Origin of the sequence: Archangium sp., assembly GCF_036277355.1 — a bacterium.
Classification (GTDB): Bacteria; Myxococcota; Myxococcia; order Myxococcales; family Myxococcaceae; genus Archangium.
This window is the reverse complement of the sequence record NZ_DASUNC010000107.1, coordinates 1-17,721: the sequence shown is the minus strand read 5'-3', so window position 1 is coordinate 17,721 and position 17,721 is coordinate 1. Positions and strand designations below refer to the sequence as shown.

General features: G+C 71.5%; 17 protein-coding genes and 2 pseudogenes. 6 read left to right on the top strand and 13 right to left on the bottom strand.

Translation table 11 applies throughout. The features are described from left to right. From VFZ09_RS28200 to VFZ09_RS28190, 3 genes and pseudogenes are all read left to right on the top strand, one after another. Positions 1-370: pseudogene (locus tag VFZ09_RS28200) on the top strand (chemotaxis protein); the annotation flags it as partial. Between the two features lie 16 nt (positions 371-386). After that, on the top strand, positions 387-911 hold the full coding sequence (locus tag VFZ09_RS28195; RefSeq protein WP_329730782.1) for a chemotaxis protein CheW: 525 nt from the start codon (positions 387-389) through the stop codon (positions 909-911). Between the two features lie 5 nt (positions 912-916). Beyond that, complete coding sequence (locus tag VFZ09_RS28190; protein WP_329730781.1) at positions 917-1,816, top strand: CheR family methyltransferase; 900 nt, start codon at positions 917-919, stop codon at positions 1,814-1,816. Here the strand turns inward: VFZ09_RS28190 and VFZ09_RS28185 are convergent. Further along, a complete protein-coding gene (locus tag VFZ09_RS28185) occupies positions 1,809-2,294 on the bottom strand; it encodes a PilZ domain-containing protein (protein ID WP_329730780.1) in 486 nt (161 codons plus the stop codon). The two genes, VFZ09_RS28190 and VFZ09_RS28185, sit on opposite strands and share 8 nt — an antisense overlap. 33 nt (positions 2,295-2,327) lie before the next feature. Further along, positions 2,328-2,819: a PilZ domain-containing protein gene (locus VFZ09_RS28180; protein ID WP_043405656.1), complete on the bottom strand. Its 492-nt coding sequence runs from the start codon at positions 2,817-2,819 to the stop codon at positions 2,328-2,330. A gap of 318 nt (positions 2,820-3,137) precedes the next feature. Here VFZ09_RS28180 and VFZ09_RS28175 point away from each other — a divergent pair, with 318 nt between their 5' ends. Further along, positions 3,138-3,581 carry a hypothetical protein gene (locus VFZ09_RS28175; protein ID WP_329730779.1) on the top strand — a complete coding sequence of 148 codons (444 nt, stop codon included), beginning with the start codon at positions 3,138-3,140 and terminating at the stop codon, positions 3,579-3,581. 7 nt (positions 3,582-3,588) lie between these two features. Then, positions 3,589-4,140 (top strand): hypothetical protein, encoded by a 552-nt coding sequence (locus tag VFZ09_RS28170; protein ID WP_329730778.1) that lies wholly within the window; start codon positions 3,589-3,591, stop codon positions 4,138-4,140. Here the strand turns inward: VFZ09_RS28170 and VFZ09_RS28165 are convergent, their stop codons facing one another. Then, positions 4,141-5,859, bottom strand: a complete 1,719-nt coding sequence (locus tag VFZ09_RS28165; RefSeq protein WP_329730777.1) for a hypothetical protein — start codon at positions 5,857-5,859, stop codon at positions 4,141-4,143. It abuts the gene before it with no gap. 281 nt (positions 5,860-6,140) lie between these two features. On the opposite strand from VFZ09_RS28165, the gene VFZ09_RS28160 reads away from it, so the two are divergent. Beyond that, complete coding sequence (locus tag VFZ09_RS28160; RefSeq protein WP_329730776.1) at positions 6,141-6,518, top strand: hypothetical protein; 378 nt, start codon at positions 6,141-6,143, stop codon at positions 6,516-6,518. An 83-nt stretch (positions 6,519-6,601) separates the two neighbouring features. On the opposite strand, the gene VFZ09_RS28155 is transcribed toward VFZ09_RS28160, so the two are convergent. The 10 genes and pseudogenes from VFZ09_RS28155 to VFZ09_RS28110 form a co-directional block, all read right to left on the bottom strand. After that, positions 6,602-8,284: an ATP-binding protein gene (locus VFZ09_RS28155; protein WP_329730775.1), complete on the bottom strand. Its 1,683-nt coding sequence runs from the start codon at positions 8,282-8,284 to the stop codon at positions 6,602-6,604. Between the two features lie 107 nt (positions 8,285-8,391). Then, positions 8,392-9,450 (bottom strand): chemotaxis-specific protein-glutamate methyltransferase CheB, encoded by a 1,059-nt coding sequence (cheB, locus tag VFZ09_RS28150; RefSeq protein ID WP_329730774.1) that lies wholly within the window; start codon positions 9,448-9,450, stop codon positions 8,392-8,394. Then, positions 9,447-11,549, bottom strand: a complete 2,103-nt coding sequence (locus VFZ09_RS28145) for a hybrid sensor histidine kinase/response regulator (RefSeq protein ID WP_329730783.1) — start codon at positions 11,547-11,549, stop codon at positions 9,447-9,449. Before VFZ09_RS28145 ends, cheB begins: the two co-directional genes overlap by 4 nt. A gap of 2 nt (positions 11,550-11,551) precedes the next feature. After that, positions 11,552-13,201, bottom strand: a complete 1,650-nt coding sequence (locus tag VFZ09_RS28140) for a methyl-accepting chemotaxis protein (RefSeq protein ID WP_329730773.1) — start codon at positions 13,199-13,201, stop codon at positions 11,552-11,554. After that, positions 13,198-13,827, bottom strand: coding sequence for a chemotaxis protein CheW (locus tag VFZ09_RS28135; RefSeq protein WP_329730772.1), 630 nt, complete (start codon positions 13,825-13,827; stop codon positions 13,198-13,200). The genes VFZ09_RS28140 and VFZ09_RS28135 overlap by 4 nt, the downstream gene beginning before the upstream one ends. Beyond that, a complete protein-coding gene (locus VFZ09_RS28130; RefSeq protein ID WP_329730771.1) occupies positions 13,824-15,302 on the bottom strand; it encodes a protein-glutamate O-methyltransferase CheR in 1,479 nt (492 codons plus the stop codon). The genes VFZ09_RS28135 and VFZ09_RS28130 overlap by 4 nt, the downstream gene beginning before the upstream one ends. After that, complete coding sequence (locus tag VFZ09_RS28125; protein WP_329730770.1) at positions 15,299-15,775, bottom strand: chemotaxis protein CheW; 477 nt, start codon at positions 15,773-15,775, stop codon at positions 15,299-15,301. The genes VFZ09_RS28130 and VFZ09_RS28125 overlap by 4 nt, the downstream gene beginning before the upstream one ends. Before the next feature lie 137 nt (positions 15,776-15,912). After that, positions 15,913-16,542: a hypothetical protein gene (locus tag VFZ09_RS28120; protein WP_329730769.1), complete on the bottom strand. Its 630-nt coding sequence runs from the start codon at positions 16,540-16,542 to the stop codon at positions 15,913-15,915. A 102-nt stretch (positions 16,543-16,644) separates the two neighbouring features. Next, positions 16,645-17,274: a hypothetical protein gene (locus VFZ09_RS28115; RefSeq protein ID WP_329730768.1), complete on the bottom strand. Its 630-nt coding sequence runs from the start codon at positions 17,272-17,274 to the stop codon at positions 16,645-16,647. 11 nt (positions 17,275-17,285) lie between these two features. Then, a pseudogene (locus VFZ09_RS28110) lies at positions 17,286-17,721 on the bottom strand (hypothetical protein); the annotation flags it as partial.

Here is a 17,721-nt window from a genome sequence, read left to right as displayed (position 1 = left end):
GCTGGTGCCGTCCATACGAAAGACGGCGGAGCTGGTGCAGCAGGTGGCGGCGGTGTCGAGGGAGCAGGCGCACGGGGTGGTGCAGATGAACCGAGCGATGGTGCAGGTGGACCAGGTGACGCAGCGCAACGCATCGGCGGCCGAGGAGCTGTCGTCGACGGCGGAGGAGCTGGCGGCACAGGCCGAGTCGCTGCAGCAGATGATGACATTCTTCCGGGTGGCCGAGGAGGTGAGGGGGATGCACGGAGCGGTGCAGCCGGTGCGCCTGCCGCCGGTGGCCTCACCCGCCCAGGGCCTGAAGGCGGTGGCGCAGGCACTGCCCGCACCGATGGCCCCCACCGGCACGGCCCATGGCTTCAAGCGCGTCTAGGACGGAGAGCCCCTCCATGAGCACGAACACGAATACGAGCACGAACACCGCCACCGACGCCGCCCGTCCGGCGCAGTACCTGGGCTTCTCGCTGGCGGGCGAGACGTACGCCATCGAGCTGCTGCGCATCCGCGAAATCATCGAGCACGTGCCCATCACCCGCGTCCCGGGCATGCCCCCGGCGGTGCTGGGCGTCATCAACCTGCGGGGCCGGGTGGTGCCCGTGGTGGACCTCGCGATGAAGATGGGGCTCGGCCCGCGCCCCGTCACCCGGTGGACGTGCTTCGTCATCGTCGAGGCGCTGCTGGACGGCGAGCGCACCACGCTGGGGCTGCTGGCCGACACGGTCAGCGAGGTGCTCGACCTGGGGCCGGACGAGATCGAACCGCCGCCCGCCTTCGGCACGCGCACGCCCGTGGAGTACCTGCGCGGCATGGGCCGGCAGGAGCAGCGCTTCATCCTCCTGCTGGACCTGGACCGGGTGCTGAGCACCGATGAGTTGCTGGGCCTGGCCGCCGCTCCCGCCAGTGGGGGCGCATGAGGGCGGTGGCGTCAGCGGAGACGGCGGTGCCCCCGGTGGGCCCGCTCCCGTTGTCGGAGCGGGAGTTCTCCCTCTTCCAGACGCTGGTGGAGCGCGAGGCGGGCATCCACCTGGGCCCCTCGAAGCAGGCGCTGCTGGTGGGGCGGCTGTCCCGGCGGGTGCGCGCGCTGGGGCTCTCGTCCTTCGGCGCCTACTACCGCTTCGTCACCGCTCGCGGCAACGAGGCCGAGCGGGTGCGGATGCTCGACTGCCTCTGCACCAACGAGACGCACTTCTTCCGCGAGCCCGAGCACTTCGCCTTCCTCCGCCAGCGCGTCTTCCCCGAGTGGACGCGGCGGGCGGCGCAGGGGTTGATGGCGCGGCGCGTGCGGGTGTGGAGCGCGGGGTGCTCGACGGGCGAGGAGCCCTACTCGCTGGCCATGGAGCTGCTCTCGCACTTCCCGCCGGGCTCGGGGTGGGAGGTGGAGGTGCTGGCGACGGACCTGTCCACCTGGGCGCTGGAGCGGGCCCGGCAGGGGCTCTGGCCGCTGGAGAAGGCGGCGAGCATCCCCCGGCCCCTGCTGCGCGCCTTCATGCTCGAGGGCGTGCGCAGCCAGGAAGGGTGGATGCAGGCGGGGCCGGAGCTGCGCGAGGTGCTGCGCTTCGCTCGCGTCAACCTGAGCGGCGAGCGCGGCTGGCCCCAGGGGCCCTTCGAGCTCGTCTTCTGCCGCAACGTCCTCATCTACTTCGGCGCCGAGGCCCGGGCCCAGGCGCTGAGCGCCCTGCTGCGGCGGCTGCCTCCCACCGGCTACCTCTTCCTCGGGCACGCCGAGAGCCTCACCGGTACCGCCGAGTCCGCCCGCTGCGTGGCTCCCAACGTCTATGGCGCCAGGGCCTCGCCGCTCGCGGGCGCCGGCCCTACTTGATGCGCTCCAGCGCCAGGTCGAACAGCGACGTCTCCAGCCGCTCCGTGTCCTTCTCGGACACGCCGTGCATGGAGAACGAGACGCGGTGGGTGCCAATCTTGCGCTGAGCCGACACCACCTTCGCCTTGCCCTTCACCGGCTCCTGGTTGCCCGGCAGCCGCAGCGTGAAGTCCGGCTCCTCCGACTCGACGGGCGGCTTGTGCAGCATCACCGAGAAGCCTCCCACCGACACATCCAGCGTCATGGCCCGGATGGGGCCCGCGGCGAAGGCCAGGTCCACCTGCAGCCCCTGGGCGATGCGGAAGGTGCGGCGCGCGGACTGTCCGGGTGGCAGGCGCATGCCCTGGGCCGCCGTCAGTGCCCTCGCGAACTGCTCCCTCGCCATGCCGTAGCGCCGCTTCTCCTCCTCGGACATCTGCCCCTTGCGCGCCCGCGCATGGAGCGCACGGAACTGCTCCACCCACAGATTGGCGCTCATCACGGCTCTCCGCGGCCTCGGGGGGCGTCCTTGCTACGGAGGGGTGATGCCCACCCGCTCCAGCGCGAAGTCGATGAGGAAGCCCTCGAGCAGCTCGCTCTCGCGCTCGGTCAGGTCCATGAAGGCGAAGGAGGCGCGGTGCTTGTCGGCGCGCTGGAACTGGGACACCACGCGCACCCGGCCCGCCAGTGTCGAGCCATCCGGCAGGTACAGCAGCGCGCTGGGCCGCTCCTTCACGTCCACCGCGTGCGGCAGCGTCACCGAGAAGCCACCGGCCGAGATGTCCAGCGTGTTCGTCCACACGTTGCCGTAGGCCATCTGCAGCTCCACGGGCAGCTGGTGCGCCACGCGGTAGTGGCGCCGGGCCTCGGCCCCGTCGAGCATCAATCCCTGGGCGTTGAGGAGGGCCCGCGCGAACTGCTCGCGCTTGGCCAGGTAGTCCTGGCGCTCGGACTCCCCCAGCTTCCCCTGCCGCGCCCGCGTGTGGAGCGCGCGGAACTCATCGATGAACTGGATCACGCCCATGGTGTCGCTCCTGTGTCCTGGTTCTTACTGGGAATTTCGCGCTCCCGCCATCGGGGAGTGGCTCCCGGCCCCAGTCCCCAGCCCAGCCGGCGGCGTCGCTCAGGCGTCCCTGAAAGTCGCCGCCAGGCCTTTCCTGCCCGGGTGGGTCCTTGTGGGAGACGGAGGGGAAGGCAACGCATCACCCGCCGCACGATAGCCGGGGCGCCGGGGCCGCCGGAACCCGGTGTGTGCGGTTTCTCTCAGGGTGCGGCCCGGCCCTCTCCGGGAGCGGAGGGGAGGGGTCTACTCTGATGCCCGTTCCGCTTCTGGAGGGTTCTCATGAGGATCGGGTGGGTGTTCCTGGCCGGGCTCGCCCTTGGGGTGGGCGCCTGCGGTCATGTGTCTGGGGTGGAGCGGGGGGCGCCAGACGACGTCGTTCATGCGGAGTGCAACACCGCCGCCGCCCGCATCCATGCGCTGATCGCGCAGGGACAGCTCGTCGAGGCCGAGGCGCTCATCGCCGAGTCCACTGCCGCGGGTCTGATTTCCAGGCAGCACGCCACCCAGTTGCTGACGCGTATCGCCCAGCTGAACACGAAGCTGGGAGAGATTCCCGCGCGTCTGCAGCGGGTGAAGGACTTTCCCTCACAACTCAAGGACTACACCCTGTATCAGATCGAGAAGATGATGGAGGACAGAGACTTCAGCCTCGCGACGAAGGCTCAATTGCAGGAGGCCGCCAAGCTCATCAAGCAGGAGACGCGCCTCATGAGGAAGATCTGAGGTTCGCATGGCACACCCCAGTCTCGACGAGATGATGGCCCGGATGCGGGCGGCCCGGGAGGCCGGCTCGGCCAATGAGGCGAGCCCGGAGCAGCTCCAGCGACTCCGGGAACTGGCCCGGGATTGCCCCGCCTTCACGCCCAACCTGTTGGAGCTCGCGCGGCTGTTGCAGTTGACCGATGAGCCCGAGGTCGAAATGGAGCAGGCGCTCGAGGAAATCCAGGGGCTGCTGGAGCAGGCCGTCCAGGCCTCTGACCGGAGTGCACCGGCGCTGCTGGAGCTCGCCCACTTCATCGATGTCTTCCGCGACTCGCCCGGGGTGGCGGAGGCGCTCTTCGAGGAGAGTGTGGCGAGCGCCCTGCGTGCCCTGGAGGGTTCATGGGCCGGGCTCATCGACTTCTGGGCCATGGAGCGGACGAAGGACTCGCTGGAGAAGGCCCTGAAACTCAGCGAGCTGGCGGTGCGGGTCTTCCCGGAGTCCCCCAGCATCTTCAATGTCGTCGAGGACACGAAGGAGAAGGCCGCCCGGGCGGGTCTGCTCCCCCGGAACGAGGGTTGACTACGGCGCCACGCCGACGACGATGGGAGGCTCGATGAGCTCCGGGGGCGTGGCGTCCTTGTCATCGGCCACCCACTCCGGCTCCCGCGCCGTCTGCCCCCGCTTCCAGGCGCGAGGCACCCGCCTCAATCCAATCGGGTAGAGCCACAGGCGCCCCTCCCGGTCGATGTGCAGCCTCAGGAAGTTCTTCCAATCCGGAATGGCCAGCGAGGAGAACGCCTCGTTGGGATGCGCCCCGAAGCCGTTGAGCGAGATGAGCAGGTAGACGCCCATGAGCGTCGGTCCGAGCACGAAGCCTCCGGTGAAGACGAGCATCGCCCCGAGCAGCTCCTGTGGCGCGCTCCCCAGCGGCAGCACGGCGCCCGAGAGCGCGAAGGCCCCCCAGAAGACGAAGAGCGACGCCGCCAGGTGCGCGGCTCCGTGCAGCAGCCCCGCCACCCAGCGCGCCCGGCCGAAGCGCGCATCCGCCAGCCACACCAGCCCCAGCATCAGCACCACCGCCAGCAGCAGCACTCCCGGGTTGACGAGCCCCGCTCCCAGCACCCGTGACAGCCTCCATGTCACCGTGCCGCCCTCGCGCAGGTCCGCCACCTGCATCCACGTCAGCAGCAGGTACAGCAGCCCGGTGAACACGCCGAAGCCCGGGTTGTGCCCGAGGAATCCCAGGTTGCGCCAGCACAGCCGCCGGGACTCCTCGGGCGAGGGGAACGTCTTGCGCGCGGTGAAGCCGTCCGGCAGCGAGCCCTCCTCGCGCGGCACGTGCGTCGGGTGCAGGAAGGCCCCTCCTCCCCCCGCGATGATCTTCTGCCGTCCCTCCGCGTTGGCGTGCCGCCGGTAGTGGTGGATGTCTCCCGTCAGGAAGACGCTCACCTTCTTGCCCAGCACCTGCTGCTCGAGGAAGTCCAGGTTGTTGTCCAGGTACGTGCGCTCCCCCGGCGGGCGCACCTGGCCCAGCAGCCACGCCGGCTCCGCCAGGCACAGGATGATGCGATCCTTCTCCTTCAACTGCTTCGCCAGCTCCTGGAAGTACCGCACCTGCGGCTCGTCGATGTCCGACTCGAGCTGCATGTCCGTGCCGAGCAGCCACCAGCCGTGCGGTAGTTTCACCGCGAAGTAGCTGCGCCGCTGGTGCGTCCTCCACCCCGCCGGCCGCCGGCCCTGACAGAACAGCCGCATGAAGGACACCAACCCGTCATACCAGTCGTGGTTGCCCGGAATCGCGAACAGGTGTGGCGCCGGCCCCTGCCCCCTCATCGCCGCCTCCCACGGGTGCACGGTCCGCTCCTCGTACTCCTTCACGCTCGCCTCCGGGTACACCTCGTCCCCGCCGAACACGAGCACCTCGCCCCGGCGCGTCTCGTGGGCCGTGCCCGTCTCGTCCTTCAGCGTCAGCGTGGGCCTCGACACCGTCTGTGCCACCGCGTACGTGGAGTCCCAGCCGTCCCCCAGGTCCGCCACGTAGTCCAACCACAGCTCCTCGCGCGGCCTCCCCGCCTCGTCCACCGAGAAGTCACTCGGCTCCACCTTCGGGGCCGCCAGTGCATCGAGCAGCCGGCGATCCGCCTGCTCCCCGATGGTGGTGGAGATGGCGGAGCGCATGCCCGCCTTGAGCAGCACGAACGGATCGAACCAGCGCACCATCTTCCGGCCCGGGGGACGCGGGGGCGGCGCGGTGGGCGCGCGTTGGGGCGCGGTGAGGGTTTCTGTTCCCGAGGCCATGGCTCTTCCTCCGAGTGAACGGGAGGGGACTCGTGAGCGCGGTACGGCACGGGGGCTCCTTCAAGCCTGCGCGGCGCCGCTTCCCGGGACAAGGACATCTGCTCGCACCGGAGCGAGTGTCGGGTTTGCAGCACGGCGTGGGACTCGCCAGGGGAGCGCCCCGCCCAGACCCCGCCGGGCCCGGTCCTTCTTTCGACAAACGCGCGCCGAGGGGTTGCCTCCATGCCGCCCCCCGACACATTGATACCGATCGCCACCTCCCGTGTGGCAGGGGGTCCATCATGAACGAGTCCTCTTCGCGGCCTGGTCTGGAGCGGACGCTGCGGGCGCTCGCCTCCGCGGCCCGTCCGCATCCCTCCGAGTCGGAGGAGTATGCCGTCATCGCGCTCGCCGCCCGCGCCCTGCTCTTCCTCCACTCCCGCGACGAGCTCGAGGACTTCTACGGCTGGCTCGAGTCCCGCGAGGCCGGCGTCTCCTCGGGCCCCGTGCGGACCTTCCCCTCCATGGACGAGGCCCTCGGCTGGCTCGAGCACCAACCCGAGGCCGCCCAGGGCTCCCTCGTCGAGGTGGAGCGTGAGACGTATGTCATTGCGCTCGGGCCCACGGGCTCGTTCGTGCTCGTGCGTACGGTGACGCACCACGAACCCGTGGGGGTTTGAGCACAGGGGGGAACCCGCGACCCAGGTACCCTCACCCCGTCCCTCTCCCGGGGGGAGAGGGGAGAGTGGGGGAGTGGGGTGGACTAGAGGGACGTGTGGGGCGTCGTCTTCTGGGGGCTCGTGCTCGCCGTGGGCAGCGTGAAGGTGAAGGTGCTTCCCTTTCCCCACTGGCTCTCCGCCCAGATGCGGCCGCCGTGCGCCTCGACGATTCCCTTCGCGATGTACAGCCCCAGCCCCGTCCCCCGGCTCTCCGCGTCCTTCGCCTGCCAGTAACGCTCGAAGACGTGCGGCAACGCCTCGGCCCGGATGCCCGTGCCCGTGTCCCTCACCCACAACTGCACCTCGCCCCGGTGCACCCTCGCCCCCGCCGTCAGCACCCCTCCGTCCGGCGTGAACTTCAACGCGTTTCCCAGCAGGTTGCCCATCACCTGCAACACCCGCGTCCGGTCGCACTTCACCTGCATGTCCTCGTCCGGCAGCTCCGCCACCACCCTCAGCCCCCTCGCCTCCGCCAGCGGCCTCACGCTCTCCAGCGCCTCCGTCACCAGCGACGACACCGGCTGCTCCGATGGCTCCAGTGGCAGTCCGCCCGCCTCGATTCTTCCCCAGTCCAGCAGGTCCGAGATCAGCCGCCCCATCCGGTCCGCCGCCGCCTGGATGCGGCCCGCCTGCTTCAGCACCGGCTCGCTCCCCGCCTTGCCCTGCGCTCCCCGCAGCAGCAGCGCCGACGCCAGCTGCACCACCCCCAGCGGGTTCTTCAAATCGTGGCTCACCACCGCCAGCAGGTCCTCGCGCGCCCGCGTCGCCCGCCTCGACTCGCCGAAGAGCCGCGCGTTGTCGATGGCCAGGCTCGCCCGCACGCACAGGTCCTCCGCCAACGCCAGGTCGCTCGGGCCGTAGCGCCGCCCCGAGGCCGATGACACGAATGTCACCGCCCCCAGCGTGTGCCCCCGCGCCTTCAGCGGGATGATCATGTACGAGCGCGCCTGCAGCCGGCTCAGCAGCGCCGGGTGCTCCGGCTCCGAGGCCGCCGCGCGCAGCAGCGAGTCCGTCACCGCCGGCACCAGCTCCGGCTCACCCGTGTGCAGCACCCGCAGCACGCCCACCGGGGCCTCGCGCCGCTCGAAGCGCCTCGTCAACGCGCGCGCCTGCTCGAATTGCGTCGGGTCCAGGTGCGCCACCGCCACGCGCGACACCCACGCGCCCTGCTCCACCGCGTCCACCAGGCACCAGTCCGCCAGGTCCGGCACCGCCAGGTGCGCCAGCAGCGTGTACATGCCCTGGGGATCCGGCGGGTGCGCGAACAGCGTCGTCATCGCCTGGTACAGGAAGGACTGCCGGCGCTCGGCCGCCTCCACCTCCGCCCGTGCCGCCTGCTCCAACGCCAGCGCGCGCGAATGCACGGCCTCGGCCTCGGTGAGTGGACGCACCGTCACCAGCACCCGCACCGGGCCCTCCCCCTCGCGCATCGGTGTGAAGCAGAAGGTGTGGGGCCGGGGGCCTCGCGGGCTCAACCACGTGCCGTCCACCGAGTGCGGTGCTCCCGTGGCCAGGGCCACCCCCCGTCCGGACTCCAGCAGGGCCCCGTCCTCGGCGCCAGGCGCCAGCCCCGCCCAGGGCTGGCCGAGCAACAGCTCCGGCGGCATGCCCAGGACGCTCGCCCCCACCGTGCTGCACGCGAGCACCCGTCCCGCCTCGTCCAGCAGGTAGGCGGGCTCCGGCAGGGCCTTGAAGGCCATCTCGAATCCGGCGGGGGAAAGACTCATCGCAGCGCCACAACCGGTGGCGGGGGGCTCCTCTTCATTTCATACCACTGGCCCTTCCTCCCCGCCGTGTGGAGTGGGAGCGGCCGAGCGGCGTCCGGAAGGTGACGTTACGCTCCCCCGTTCTCCCCGCCGGCGAGCTCCCGGAAGCGCCGGGAGAAGTCACTCAGCGGCAGCACCTCGTGGGCGAGGCCCGCCGCCACCGCCACCCCCGGCATTCCATAGACGACACTGGTGGCCTCGTCCTGGGCCATCACCCAACCGCCCGCAGCGTGTACCTCCCGCAAACCCTCCAGGCCGTCCTGCCCCATCCCCGTGAGGACGGTGGCCGTCAGGGCGGCCCCGAAGACCTGGGTCGCCGAGCGGAACAGCCACGTGCCCGAGGGCCGGAAGCCTCCCACCGGGGCGGCGTTGGACACCTCCACCCGCCTGTCCGCCCGCACCCCGAGGTGCCGGTCATCCGGGGCGATGTAGACGACTCCCGGGCGCAGGGCCTCGCCGTCCTCGGCCACCTTCACCTCCACCTTGCACACACTGTCCAGCCAGGTGGCCAGGCCCTTGGCGAAGCCCAGGGCGATGTGCTGCACCACGAGGATGGGGAGGGGGAAGCCGGCGGGCAGCTCCGAGAGGATGCGGTGCAGGGCCGCGGGGCCTCCCGTGGACGCGGCGATGGCCAGCAGCCCGGCCCTGCTCCGGCGCGCCGGCACCACGGGGGCGCGCGGGACGGGCCCCTCCTCGCGCACGGGCCAGTGGCGGATGACCTTCACCGCGGCCATGGCCTTCACCGTGTCGCGCAGCCGGCGGGCCTCCGTCTCGAAGTCCGGCGCCTGCGGGCCCACCAGCTTCTGCAGCACCGCCAGCGCTCCGGAGCGCAGCGCGGCCATGGACGTTTGAATGTCGCGCTCCACCAGCGTGGACACCACCACCACCGGCGTGGGCACCTCCGTCATGATGCGGCGCGTGGCCTCCAGCCCATCCATGTTCGGCATCTGGATGTCCATGGTGACCAGGTGCGGGCGCAGGCGGCGGGTGAGCTCCACCGCCTCCACGCCATCCTTCGCCTCGCCCACCACCTCGAAGGCGGGATCGGCCCGTAGGATTTCCACCAGCAGGCGCCGGGCGGTGGGGGAGTCTTCGGCGACGAGGACGCGGAGCTTGTCGGGCTTCATAGGAGCTGCCTCAGGGTCTCCAGCAGGTGGGTTTGATCAAAAGCGCTCTTCACCAGGTAGGCGCTGGCACCCACCTGGAGGCCGCGCGCCTTGTCCTCGGGCCGGGCGCGCGCGGTGACGAGGACGATGGGCAGCCGGCCGAAGCGCGGGGAGCCCCGCACCGCCTCGGTGAGGGCGAAGCCGTCCATGCGTGGCATCTCCACGTCCGAGACGACGGCGTCCGCCCCCTCCGTCTGTAGCCGCTCCCAGGCCTCCTGCCCGTCCACGCACGCCAGCACCTCGAAGCCGGCCGCCTCGAGGATGCTCTGCTCCAGCGCGCGGGTCGTCATCGAGTCGTCGGCGAGCAGCACGCGCCTGCGGGCCTTCTTCTCCACGGGGGCGGGGAAGAGGCCGGCGGGGGCGGTGCGGCCCTCGGCGGCGCGGACGAGGGAGGCGGCGTTGAGCAGCGGGGCCATGCGCCCGTCCGGCAGCACCGCCACGCCCGAGACGTGCCTCGCCCGGCGGATGCGCGGACCCAGGCCCCGGACGAGCACCTCCTGCTCGGCCACCACCTCGTCCACCACCAGCACGGCGCGCACCTCGCCCGCGCTCAGCACCAGGGCACCCGGGCGCGGCCGGGGAGCGCTCGTCTCCAGGCCGAGCACCGCCGTCAACGTGGCCAGCGGCACCAGCGCCCGGGGCGCGGCCCACAGCTGCCGGCCCTCCACCACGCGCACGTCCCCGGGCTCCAGCCGCAGCAGGCGCTCCACGCTCTCGCCCGCCACCGCGAAGGTGTGCCCGCCCGCCGTCACCAGCAGCACCCGCAGCGTGCTCAGCGTCAGGGGCACGTCCAGGGTGAAGCGCGTGCCCCGGCCCGGCGTGAAGGCCACGTCCACGCTGCCCCGCATCGCCTCCACCTGCGCGCGCACCACGTCCAGCCCCACGCCGCGCCCGGACACGGACGTCACCGCCTCCGCCGTGGACAGGCCCGGCATGAAGATGAGCCGCGCGTCCCCGGCGTCCCCCAGCACCGGCAGCCCGCGCGCCCGCGCCCGCTCGCGGATGGAGGCCATGTCCAGCCCCCGCCCGTCATCCTCCACCACCACCTGCACCCGGCCTCCGCGCAGCCGCGCGGACAGCTCCACCCGGCCCTCCTCGGGCTTGCCCGCCTCACGCCGCGCCGCCGGTGTCTCCAGCCCGTGCGCCACCGCGTTGCGCACCAGGTGCAACAGCGGCTCGCGCAGGCCCTGCAAGAGCGAGCGGTCCAGCTCCAGCACGCCGCCCCGCACCTCCAGCCGCGCCTGCTTGCCCGAGGCGAGCGCCAGGTCCCTCGCGTTGCGCTCCAGCCCCGCGCACGCCTCGGCGAAGGGCAGGGTGCGCGCGCGCCGCACCTCCTCGTCCAGGCCGCCCGTGGCCTGCAGCAGCGTGCGCCGGTCCGCCGCGAGCGCCCGGCCGAGCTGCGCCAGCCGCGTCTCCAGCCGCCGCGCCACCCCCTCGTCCGTGCCCCTCAGCCGCAGGCGCAGCTGGTGCAACTCCTCGTGCACCGCCTCCACCAGCTCCACCCGGCCCTCCATCCGCAGGCCCGCCACGCGCAGCTCGCCACTGCGGGCCAGCAGCGCGTCCAGCTTCTGGGCGGACACGCGCACCGGCAGGCCCTCGGGGCCGGGGGCGGGCGCTTCCACGGGAGGCGCCGGGACTCCGGGGGCGGGCAGGGCGCCGGGCGCGAGGGCCGCCGCTTCCAGCCGGGGCAGCAGGGCCTCCAGGGGCGAGCCCCTCAGCTCCTGCTTCAGCGCCAGCCGCCGCCCCGCGTCGTCCAGCGCGTCCGCGGCGGTGAAGCACACCTCCATCCGCTCCGGCGTGGTGCGCCCCTCCTGCTGCACCACCAGCAACACCTCTTCCAGCCGGTGGCAGGCCGTCTCGATGAGGGCCTCGCTCACCGCCCGCGAGGCGCCCTTCACGCTGTGCACCGTGCGCAACAGCGACGTCATCCGCTCGCCGAAGCGCGCGGGCGACGCCGCCTTCTCCAGCGCGAGCAGGTCCCGGTTGAGCGCCGCCACGTGTCCCTCGAGCTCCTCGAGGAAGGTGGCCATCAGCGCCTGGGCGAGCCTGTCCCGGTCCATCGTCATGCGGCGCGCCCGTACTCGCTCAGCAGGCCCTTGAGCTTCTGGCCCATGGCGTTGAGGTCCTGCACCGCGCGCTCCGTCTGGCGGATGCTGGTGAGCGTCTGCTGCGTGGCCTGGCTCACGTCCCGCATCGCCTGGCGGATCTGCCCCGTGCCGGTGGCCTGCTGGCTGGCCGAGGCCGAAATCTGCGCCGCGGTGAGCGAGGCCTGCGCGAGCAGCTCGCTGAGCGTCTGGATGTGGACCCCCGCCTGCGTCACCACCCGGGTGGCCGAGGCCACGCTCTTGGTGCCCTCCTCCGTCGTCATCACCGCGCCCTGGGTGGCCTTTTGAATCTGCCCCAGAATCTGCCGCACCTGCGCGGTGGCCTTCTTGGACTGGTCCGCCAGGGCCTTCACCTCGGCGGCCACCACGGCGAAGCCCCGGCCGTGCTCCCCCGCGCGGCTGGCCTCGATGGAGGCGTTGAGCGCCAGCATGTGCGTCTGCTCGGAGATGTCGTTGACGGTGGTGATGATGTCGCCGATGGCCTGCGCCTGCTCGGCCAGGGCCAGAATCCGCGAGGCGATGGACTCCACCTGCTCGCGCACGGTGCTCATGGAGGTGATGGCCTCGTCCACCGCGCGCCGCCCGTTCTTGCCCACCTCCTCCGCGTGGCGCGCCGACTCGCTCACCGCGCGCGCCCGGCCCGCGGCCTCCTCGGACATCTGGACGATCTCCTCCACGGTGCTCACCGTCTCCGCCACCGCGCTGCCCTGCTCCTGGGCTCCGGCCACCTGCTCCGTGGTGCTGGCGAGGATTTCCGCCGTGGTGCCCGCGAGTTGATTGACGAACTCGGCCACCGTGCGCAGCGTGTGCTCGCGCTCCTCGGCCTGCCTGGCCAGCTGCGCCTCGGCCTGCTGGCGGCGCTCGGACATGGCGTTGAAGGCCCGCGCGAGCTCTCCCGTCTCGTCCTGGTTGTGCACACCGATGCGGTGGGCGAAGTTGCCGCGGCCGATCTGCTCGGCGCCCATCACCAGCTTGTCCAGCGGGCCGGTGATGGTGCGGGTGATGACGTAGCTGCCCAGGGCGACGACGAGCAGCCCCAGCAGCGTGCCCAGTCCCAGCACCACCATGCTGCGCTGGGCGCTGCTCCGGGCCTCGTGCTCGAGCCGGTTCCAGATGTCATCCTCGGCGCCCACCATCTCGCCGAGCGCCTTGCGGATCTGCTCCATGGCCAGCTTGCCCCGGTCCGTCCGGACGATCTCCAGGGACGGAGCGAAGCCTTGTTGCTGGCGCACGCGGACGGTCTCCGCCAGCTCGGCGAGCTTGTCGCGGATGAGGGGCTCGAGCCGCTCCAGCCGGGCCAGCTGCTCGGGGTCGTCGGCGAGGCTCTTGCGCAGGTTGTCGAGCTGCGCATCCAACTGCTGGGTGGCCCGGAGATAGGGCTCCAGGTAGCGCTCCTCGCCGGTGAGGAGGAAGCCGCGCTGGCCCGTCTCGGCATCCAGCAGCATCATGCGGACCTCGCGGATGTTGCGGGCCTGGTCCCGGCTCTCCATCAGCCCCTCGGTGGTCTGCACCAGCTGCTGGGCGCCCTGGAAGGCCACCAGCGCGATGGTGAGCAGCACCAGCAGGGACAGTCCGAAGCCGAGGGCGATCTTCTTCCCGATGCTCATGCGGTCCTCTCCTCGGAGAAGTCGAAGAAGAGGCGACCATCCCCCAGCAGCGCCTCTGCCTCCAGAACGATGATGCCGTCACGGCTGATGCCGGACACGAGTGTCCGCTCCCGCGCGCCCAGGGAGGCGGGGGGGGCCAGGAGCGAGTCCCGGGCGAGCAGGAGCACCTCCTCCACGGAGTCGGCGCGCAGGCCCAGCTCCGGGCGGCCCGGGCCCACCACGAGCACGGGCCCGTGGGTGGTGGGAGCGGCCCGGCCGAAGAGGGGGGAGAGCTCCACCACCGCGAGCACCTCGCCATGCAGCAGGGTGAGGCCGCGCAGCGGCTCCGGCGCGCCGGGCAGGGGGACGAGCTGCTCCGGGGCGCGCAGCACCTCCAGGACGAAGCGCGTCTCCAGCGCGTACTCCTGCTCGCCGGAGCGGAAGTGCACCAGCTCCAGCAGGGGGCCCGTCTGGAGGTTGCGCTCCAGGGGCCGGGCCAGCGCCCGGGCGCGCTCGTCGAGCAGCACCGCCTCGCGCGCGGGGTCGGCCGTGGAGGCGGCCTCGGTGGCGGCGGCGAGCCGCTTCAACCGCCCGTAGGCCGCGGCCCAGTCCAGCCCGCCCCTCTTCGCGTCATCGCCTCCCGTCATTCACGGACCTCCTCGCGGGCCTGCTCCAACCGGGTGTGCTCGGCGCGGGCCACCTCCGCCAGATGGCCCGCGCGCTCGCCATCACCCAGGGGTACCCGCGTCTCGGGCGGGAGCGAAGCGCACAGGGACTCGGCGGTGCGGAAGGCGCGCCGGGCCCCCGCGCCGTCGCCCTGGCGCTGGAGGATGTGGCCCAGCATGAGGTGGGCCACGGCCAGCGAGGGCTCCAGGTAGAGGGCCTGCCGCGCGGCGCGCTCGGACTCCGGGAGCCGGCCGAGCCCCAGCAGCAACAGGGCCTCCAGGTAGCGCAGCTCCACGGCGAGCGGGTGGCGCAGGGCGGCCTCGGCACACCGGCGCACGGCGGCCAGCGGCTCCAGGTTGGCCAGGGCGCGGACCGCCACCGCCTCGGCCGCCGCGTCCTCCGGGTGGGCCCCGGCCAGACGGACCGCCTCGCGCCAGTCCCCGGCCGCGAGGGCCCGCTGTGCTCCCGCCAGCTCCGCGGGGGCGGTGGGCTCCGGCGTGGGAGGTGGGGGCGCGGGGGCGGCGGGCCCGGGCGGCGGCGTGAAGGCCCTGGGGGGCGCGGGAGGCGGCGCGGGTGGAGGGGCGGAGGGGCGGGTCTGGTAGGCGGTCCGCGATGCCTCGCCCGAGGCGGGCCGGTGGTAGACGATGCCCCAGTCGGTGAGGAGCGTCTCGAAGGGCGCGTAGGCGGCGAGCGAGGGGTCCGAGGGGCCGGCGATGAGGAAGCCGCCGTCGGCGAGCGAGGCGTGGAGCCGCCGGGCCACGGCCTCGATGGTGGCGCGGTTGAAGTAGATGAGGACGTTGCGGCAGAAGATGACGTCCATGCCCCAGATGCCGTGGGCGGAGGACGGCCAGGTGTCGTCGGCGAGGTTGAGGTAGCCGAAGTGGACGCGCTCGCGCACCCGCGTGTCGAGCGTGTAGCGCTTGCCCTCCAGGTGGAGGAAGGGCCGCATGTGGCTGGCCTCGGGGCCGCGCAGGGACCACTCGCCGTAGCGGGCCACCTGGGCCCGGGCGAGCGCCGCGCGCGACACGTCCGTGGCCCGCACCTCCATCCGCTCCCCGTAGCCCTCCTCCATGAGGAGCACCGCCAGCGAGTAGGGCTCCTCGCCCGAGGCGCAGCCGGCGCTCCACGCGCGCACCACGTGGGTGGGGCCCCGGCGGCGGCGCACGTCGGGCAGCACCTGGTGGCGCACGAACTGGAAGTGCTCCGGGTTGCGGAAGAAGTACGTCTCGCCGATGGTGAGCTCCACCAGCAAGTCATCCAGCAGGGCGGAGTCCACCTCGAGCCGGGCGAGGTAGGAGGGGAAGTCGGACTGGCCCGCGCGGGCCATGGCCCGGTCGATGCCCTCCATGGCGGCGGCGGGGCAGCTGGGGGGCAGCAGGCCGGCGCGAGCGGCGACGAGGTCGATGACGGCGAGGTAGCCGGGGTGCCGCCAGTCCTGGGGCCTGTCACCGCTCACCGGGGGACTCCCTCCTTCGCGAGCGCCTCGTCCAGCTCGAGCGCCTCCGCCTGGGAGAGAAAGGTGCGCAGGTCGTGCAGGAGCACGAGCCCGTCCGGCAGCTTGAGGGCCCCGGCCACGTAGCCCACGCCCGGCAGCTCCCTGGGCGACGCATCGAGCTGGCCCGTCTCCACGGAGAGCAGGCCCTCGGCCCGGTCCACCCGCAGGGCGACGGAGCGCGGGCCGGCCCGGGCCACCACGAGGTGGTCCGCGGAGGAGAGCGGGCGGGCGGGCAGGCGGAAGCGGCGGCGCATGTCCAGCACGGGGAGCAGCTCGCCGCGCAGGTCGAGCAGCCCTTCCACCACGGCGGGGGCGCGGGGCAGCGGGGTGAGGCGCACGGCGCGCACCAGCTCACGCACGTCCTCCATGGGCAGGGCGTAGCGGTGCCCTTCCAGCAGGAAGAGGAGGACCTCGCGGGGCGGTGGCGTCACCATGCGTCTCCCAATGGTGCGCAGTGTAGGCACGGCTCGCCCGCCATGGCCGCCCGCGTGGGGGGGCAGCGGGGGGACTTGACGTCTGGTGGACGCCGGGGGGGGGCCGACAGGCCGCGCCGGGTGTTCCTCGCGCTGCCTCAGGAGACGATGAAGTCGAACTGCTCGATGACGGCCTTGAGTTCTTCCTCGGTGGTGTTGGAACGCTTCGCCTCAACAGGCGCAAACATTGTCACGGCCCTCATGGAGGGCGGATCCGTGTAGCGGCCTTCAACCAGGATGGGACGGAATGTCCCGGGCCACTTGACGCCGAGCAGCTCGGGCGCTCTGCGCAGGGGCTCCAGAATGGTGAAGCAGGGCCACTTGGGAAAGCGAATGGAGGCAGGGTCGGAGCCCATGAAGCGGCAGCCGTCCAGGCGGGCCTCGGAGAAGTCGCAGTCCTCGATGGAGCCCAACTGGTACTCCGGCTCCTTGCCGTACTCGGGCCAGTGCCCGAAGTCACACCCCGACAGCCGCCCCTTGAACCGGCAGCCCTTGAGTGAGGCTCGTATCCACTGCTGATGGTTCTTCAGCTCCTGCTTCACCTCGAAGATGCAGTTGATGAACTGGACTTCGCGGATGAACAGGTTCCGAGCAGCCACCTTCAGCACGAGGGTGCAGTTCTTCAGCGTCAGGTTGCGGCCCAGGAAGTAGAGGGTGCCTTTGTCCGTCAGTTCCAGCCGTTCGTTCTCCAGGTGCTTGTCCTCGTAGAAGACCTTTTTGGCAAGCATCCGCCGTCCTTTCAGAAGGTGAGCATCCGGAAGAACTCGCCCGCCATGCGCCGGCCGTGCCGCGCGAGGTTCGAGGCCGTCCCGGAGAGCCTCGTGGTCGTGTCAGTAGACGATGCAGTCGAACTGCTCGATGACTGCCTTGAGTTCCTCCGGTGTACACCCGCTCCTCTTCGCGAAGTCCGGAGCAAACCACGTCAGGGCGGTTGTGGAAGGCGGGTAGTTGGCGAGGTCTTCGATCACAACGGGGCCGATGCTTCCAGGCCACTGCACGGTGGAGAGCTCACGGCTCTTGCCGACGGGGTCCAGGAAGGTGAAACAAGGCCACTTGGGAAACCGAAGGGTCCGGGGGTCACCACCGTGGAAGCGGCAGCCGTCCAGGCGCGCCTCGGAGAAGTCGCAGTCCTCGATGGAGCCCAGTTGGTACTCCGGCTCCTTGCCGTACTCGGGCCAGTGCCCGAAGTCACACCCCGACAGCCGCCCCTTGAACCGACAGCCCTTGAGGGAGGCCGTTATCCACTGCTGGTAGTTCTTCAACTCCTGCTTCACCTCGAAGGTGCAGTCGATGAACCGCACTCCGTCGATGTACAGGTTCCTGGCGGCCACCTTCAGCACGAGCGTGCAGTTCTTCAGCGTCAGGTTACCGCCCAGGAAGTAGAGGGTGCCTTTGTCCGTCAGCTCCAGCCGTTCATTCTCGAGGCGCTTGTCCTCGTAGAAGACTTTTTTGGCAAGCATCCGCCGTCCTTTCAGAAGGTGAGCATCCGGAAGAACTCGCCCGCCATGCGCCGGCCGTGCCGCGCCAGGTTCGACGCCGTTCCAGAGAGAATCTCATACCGGCGGCCTGTGGCATGGTCAATCACGTCGATGCCGTTGCTCAGGTTGAACTCGTAGAGGTGCTTGAATCGTCTCTCCACCTGGGTTTGCACGAAGCGGCCCCGGGCCTCGCGCTCCAACAGGTGCGCCAGCCAGTATTCGCCCTTCTTGAGCGCATCGTTGATGGCTTGACGTTCATTCGGGGAGAGCCGGTGTGACCCCCACAGCTGGGCCGCCTCGGTAACGGCCTTCTGGAGCCTGTCACCCACCTCGTCTTCGACGGGGATGTCGTGGATGGACATTCCACGACGCAGGTGCCAGCGTTGCCCGTTGGGCAGAAGGACCTGCAGGTTTCCACCCCGGTGGCGG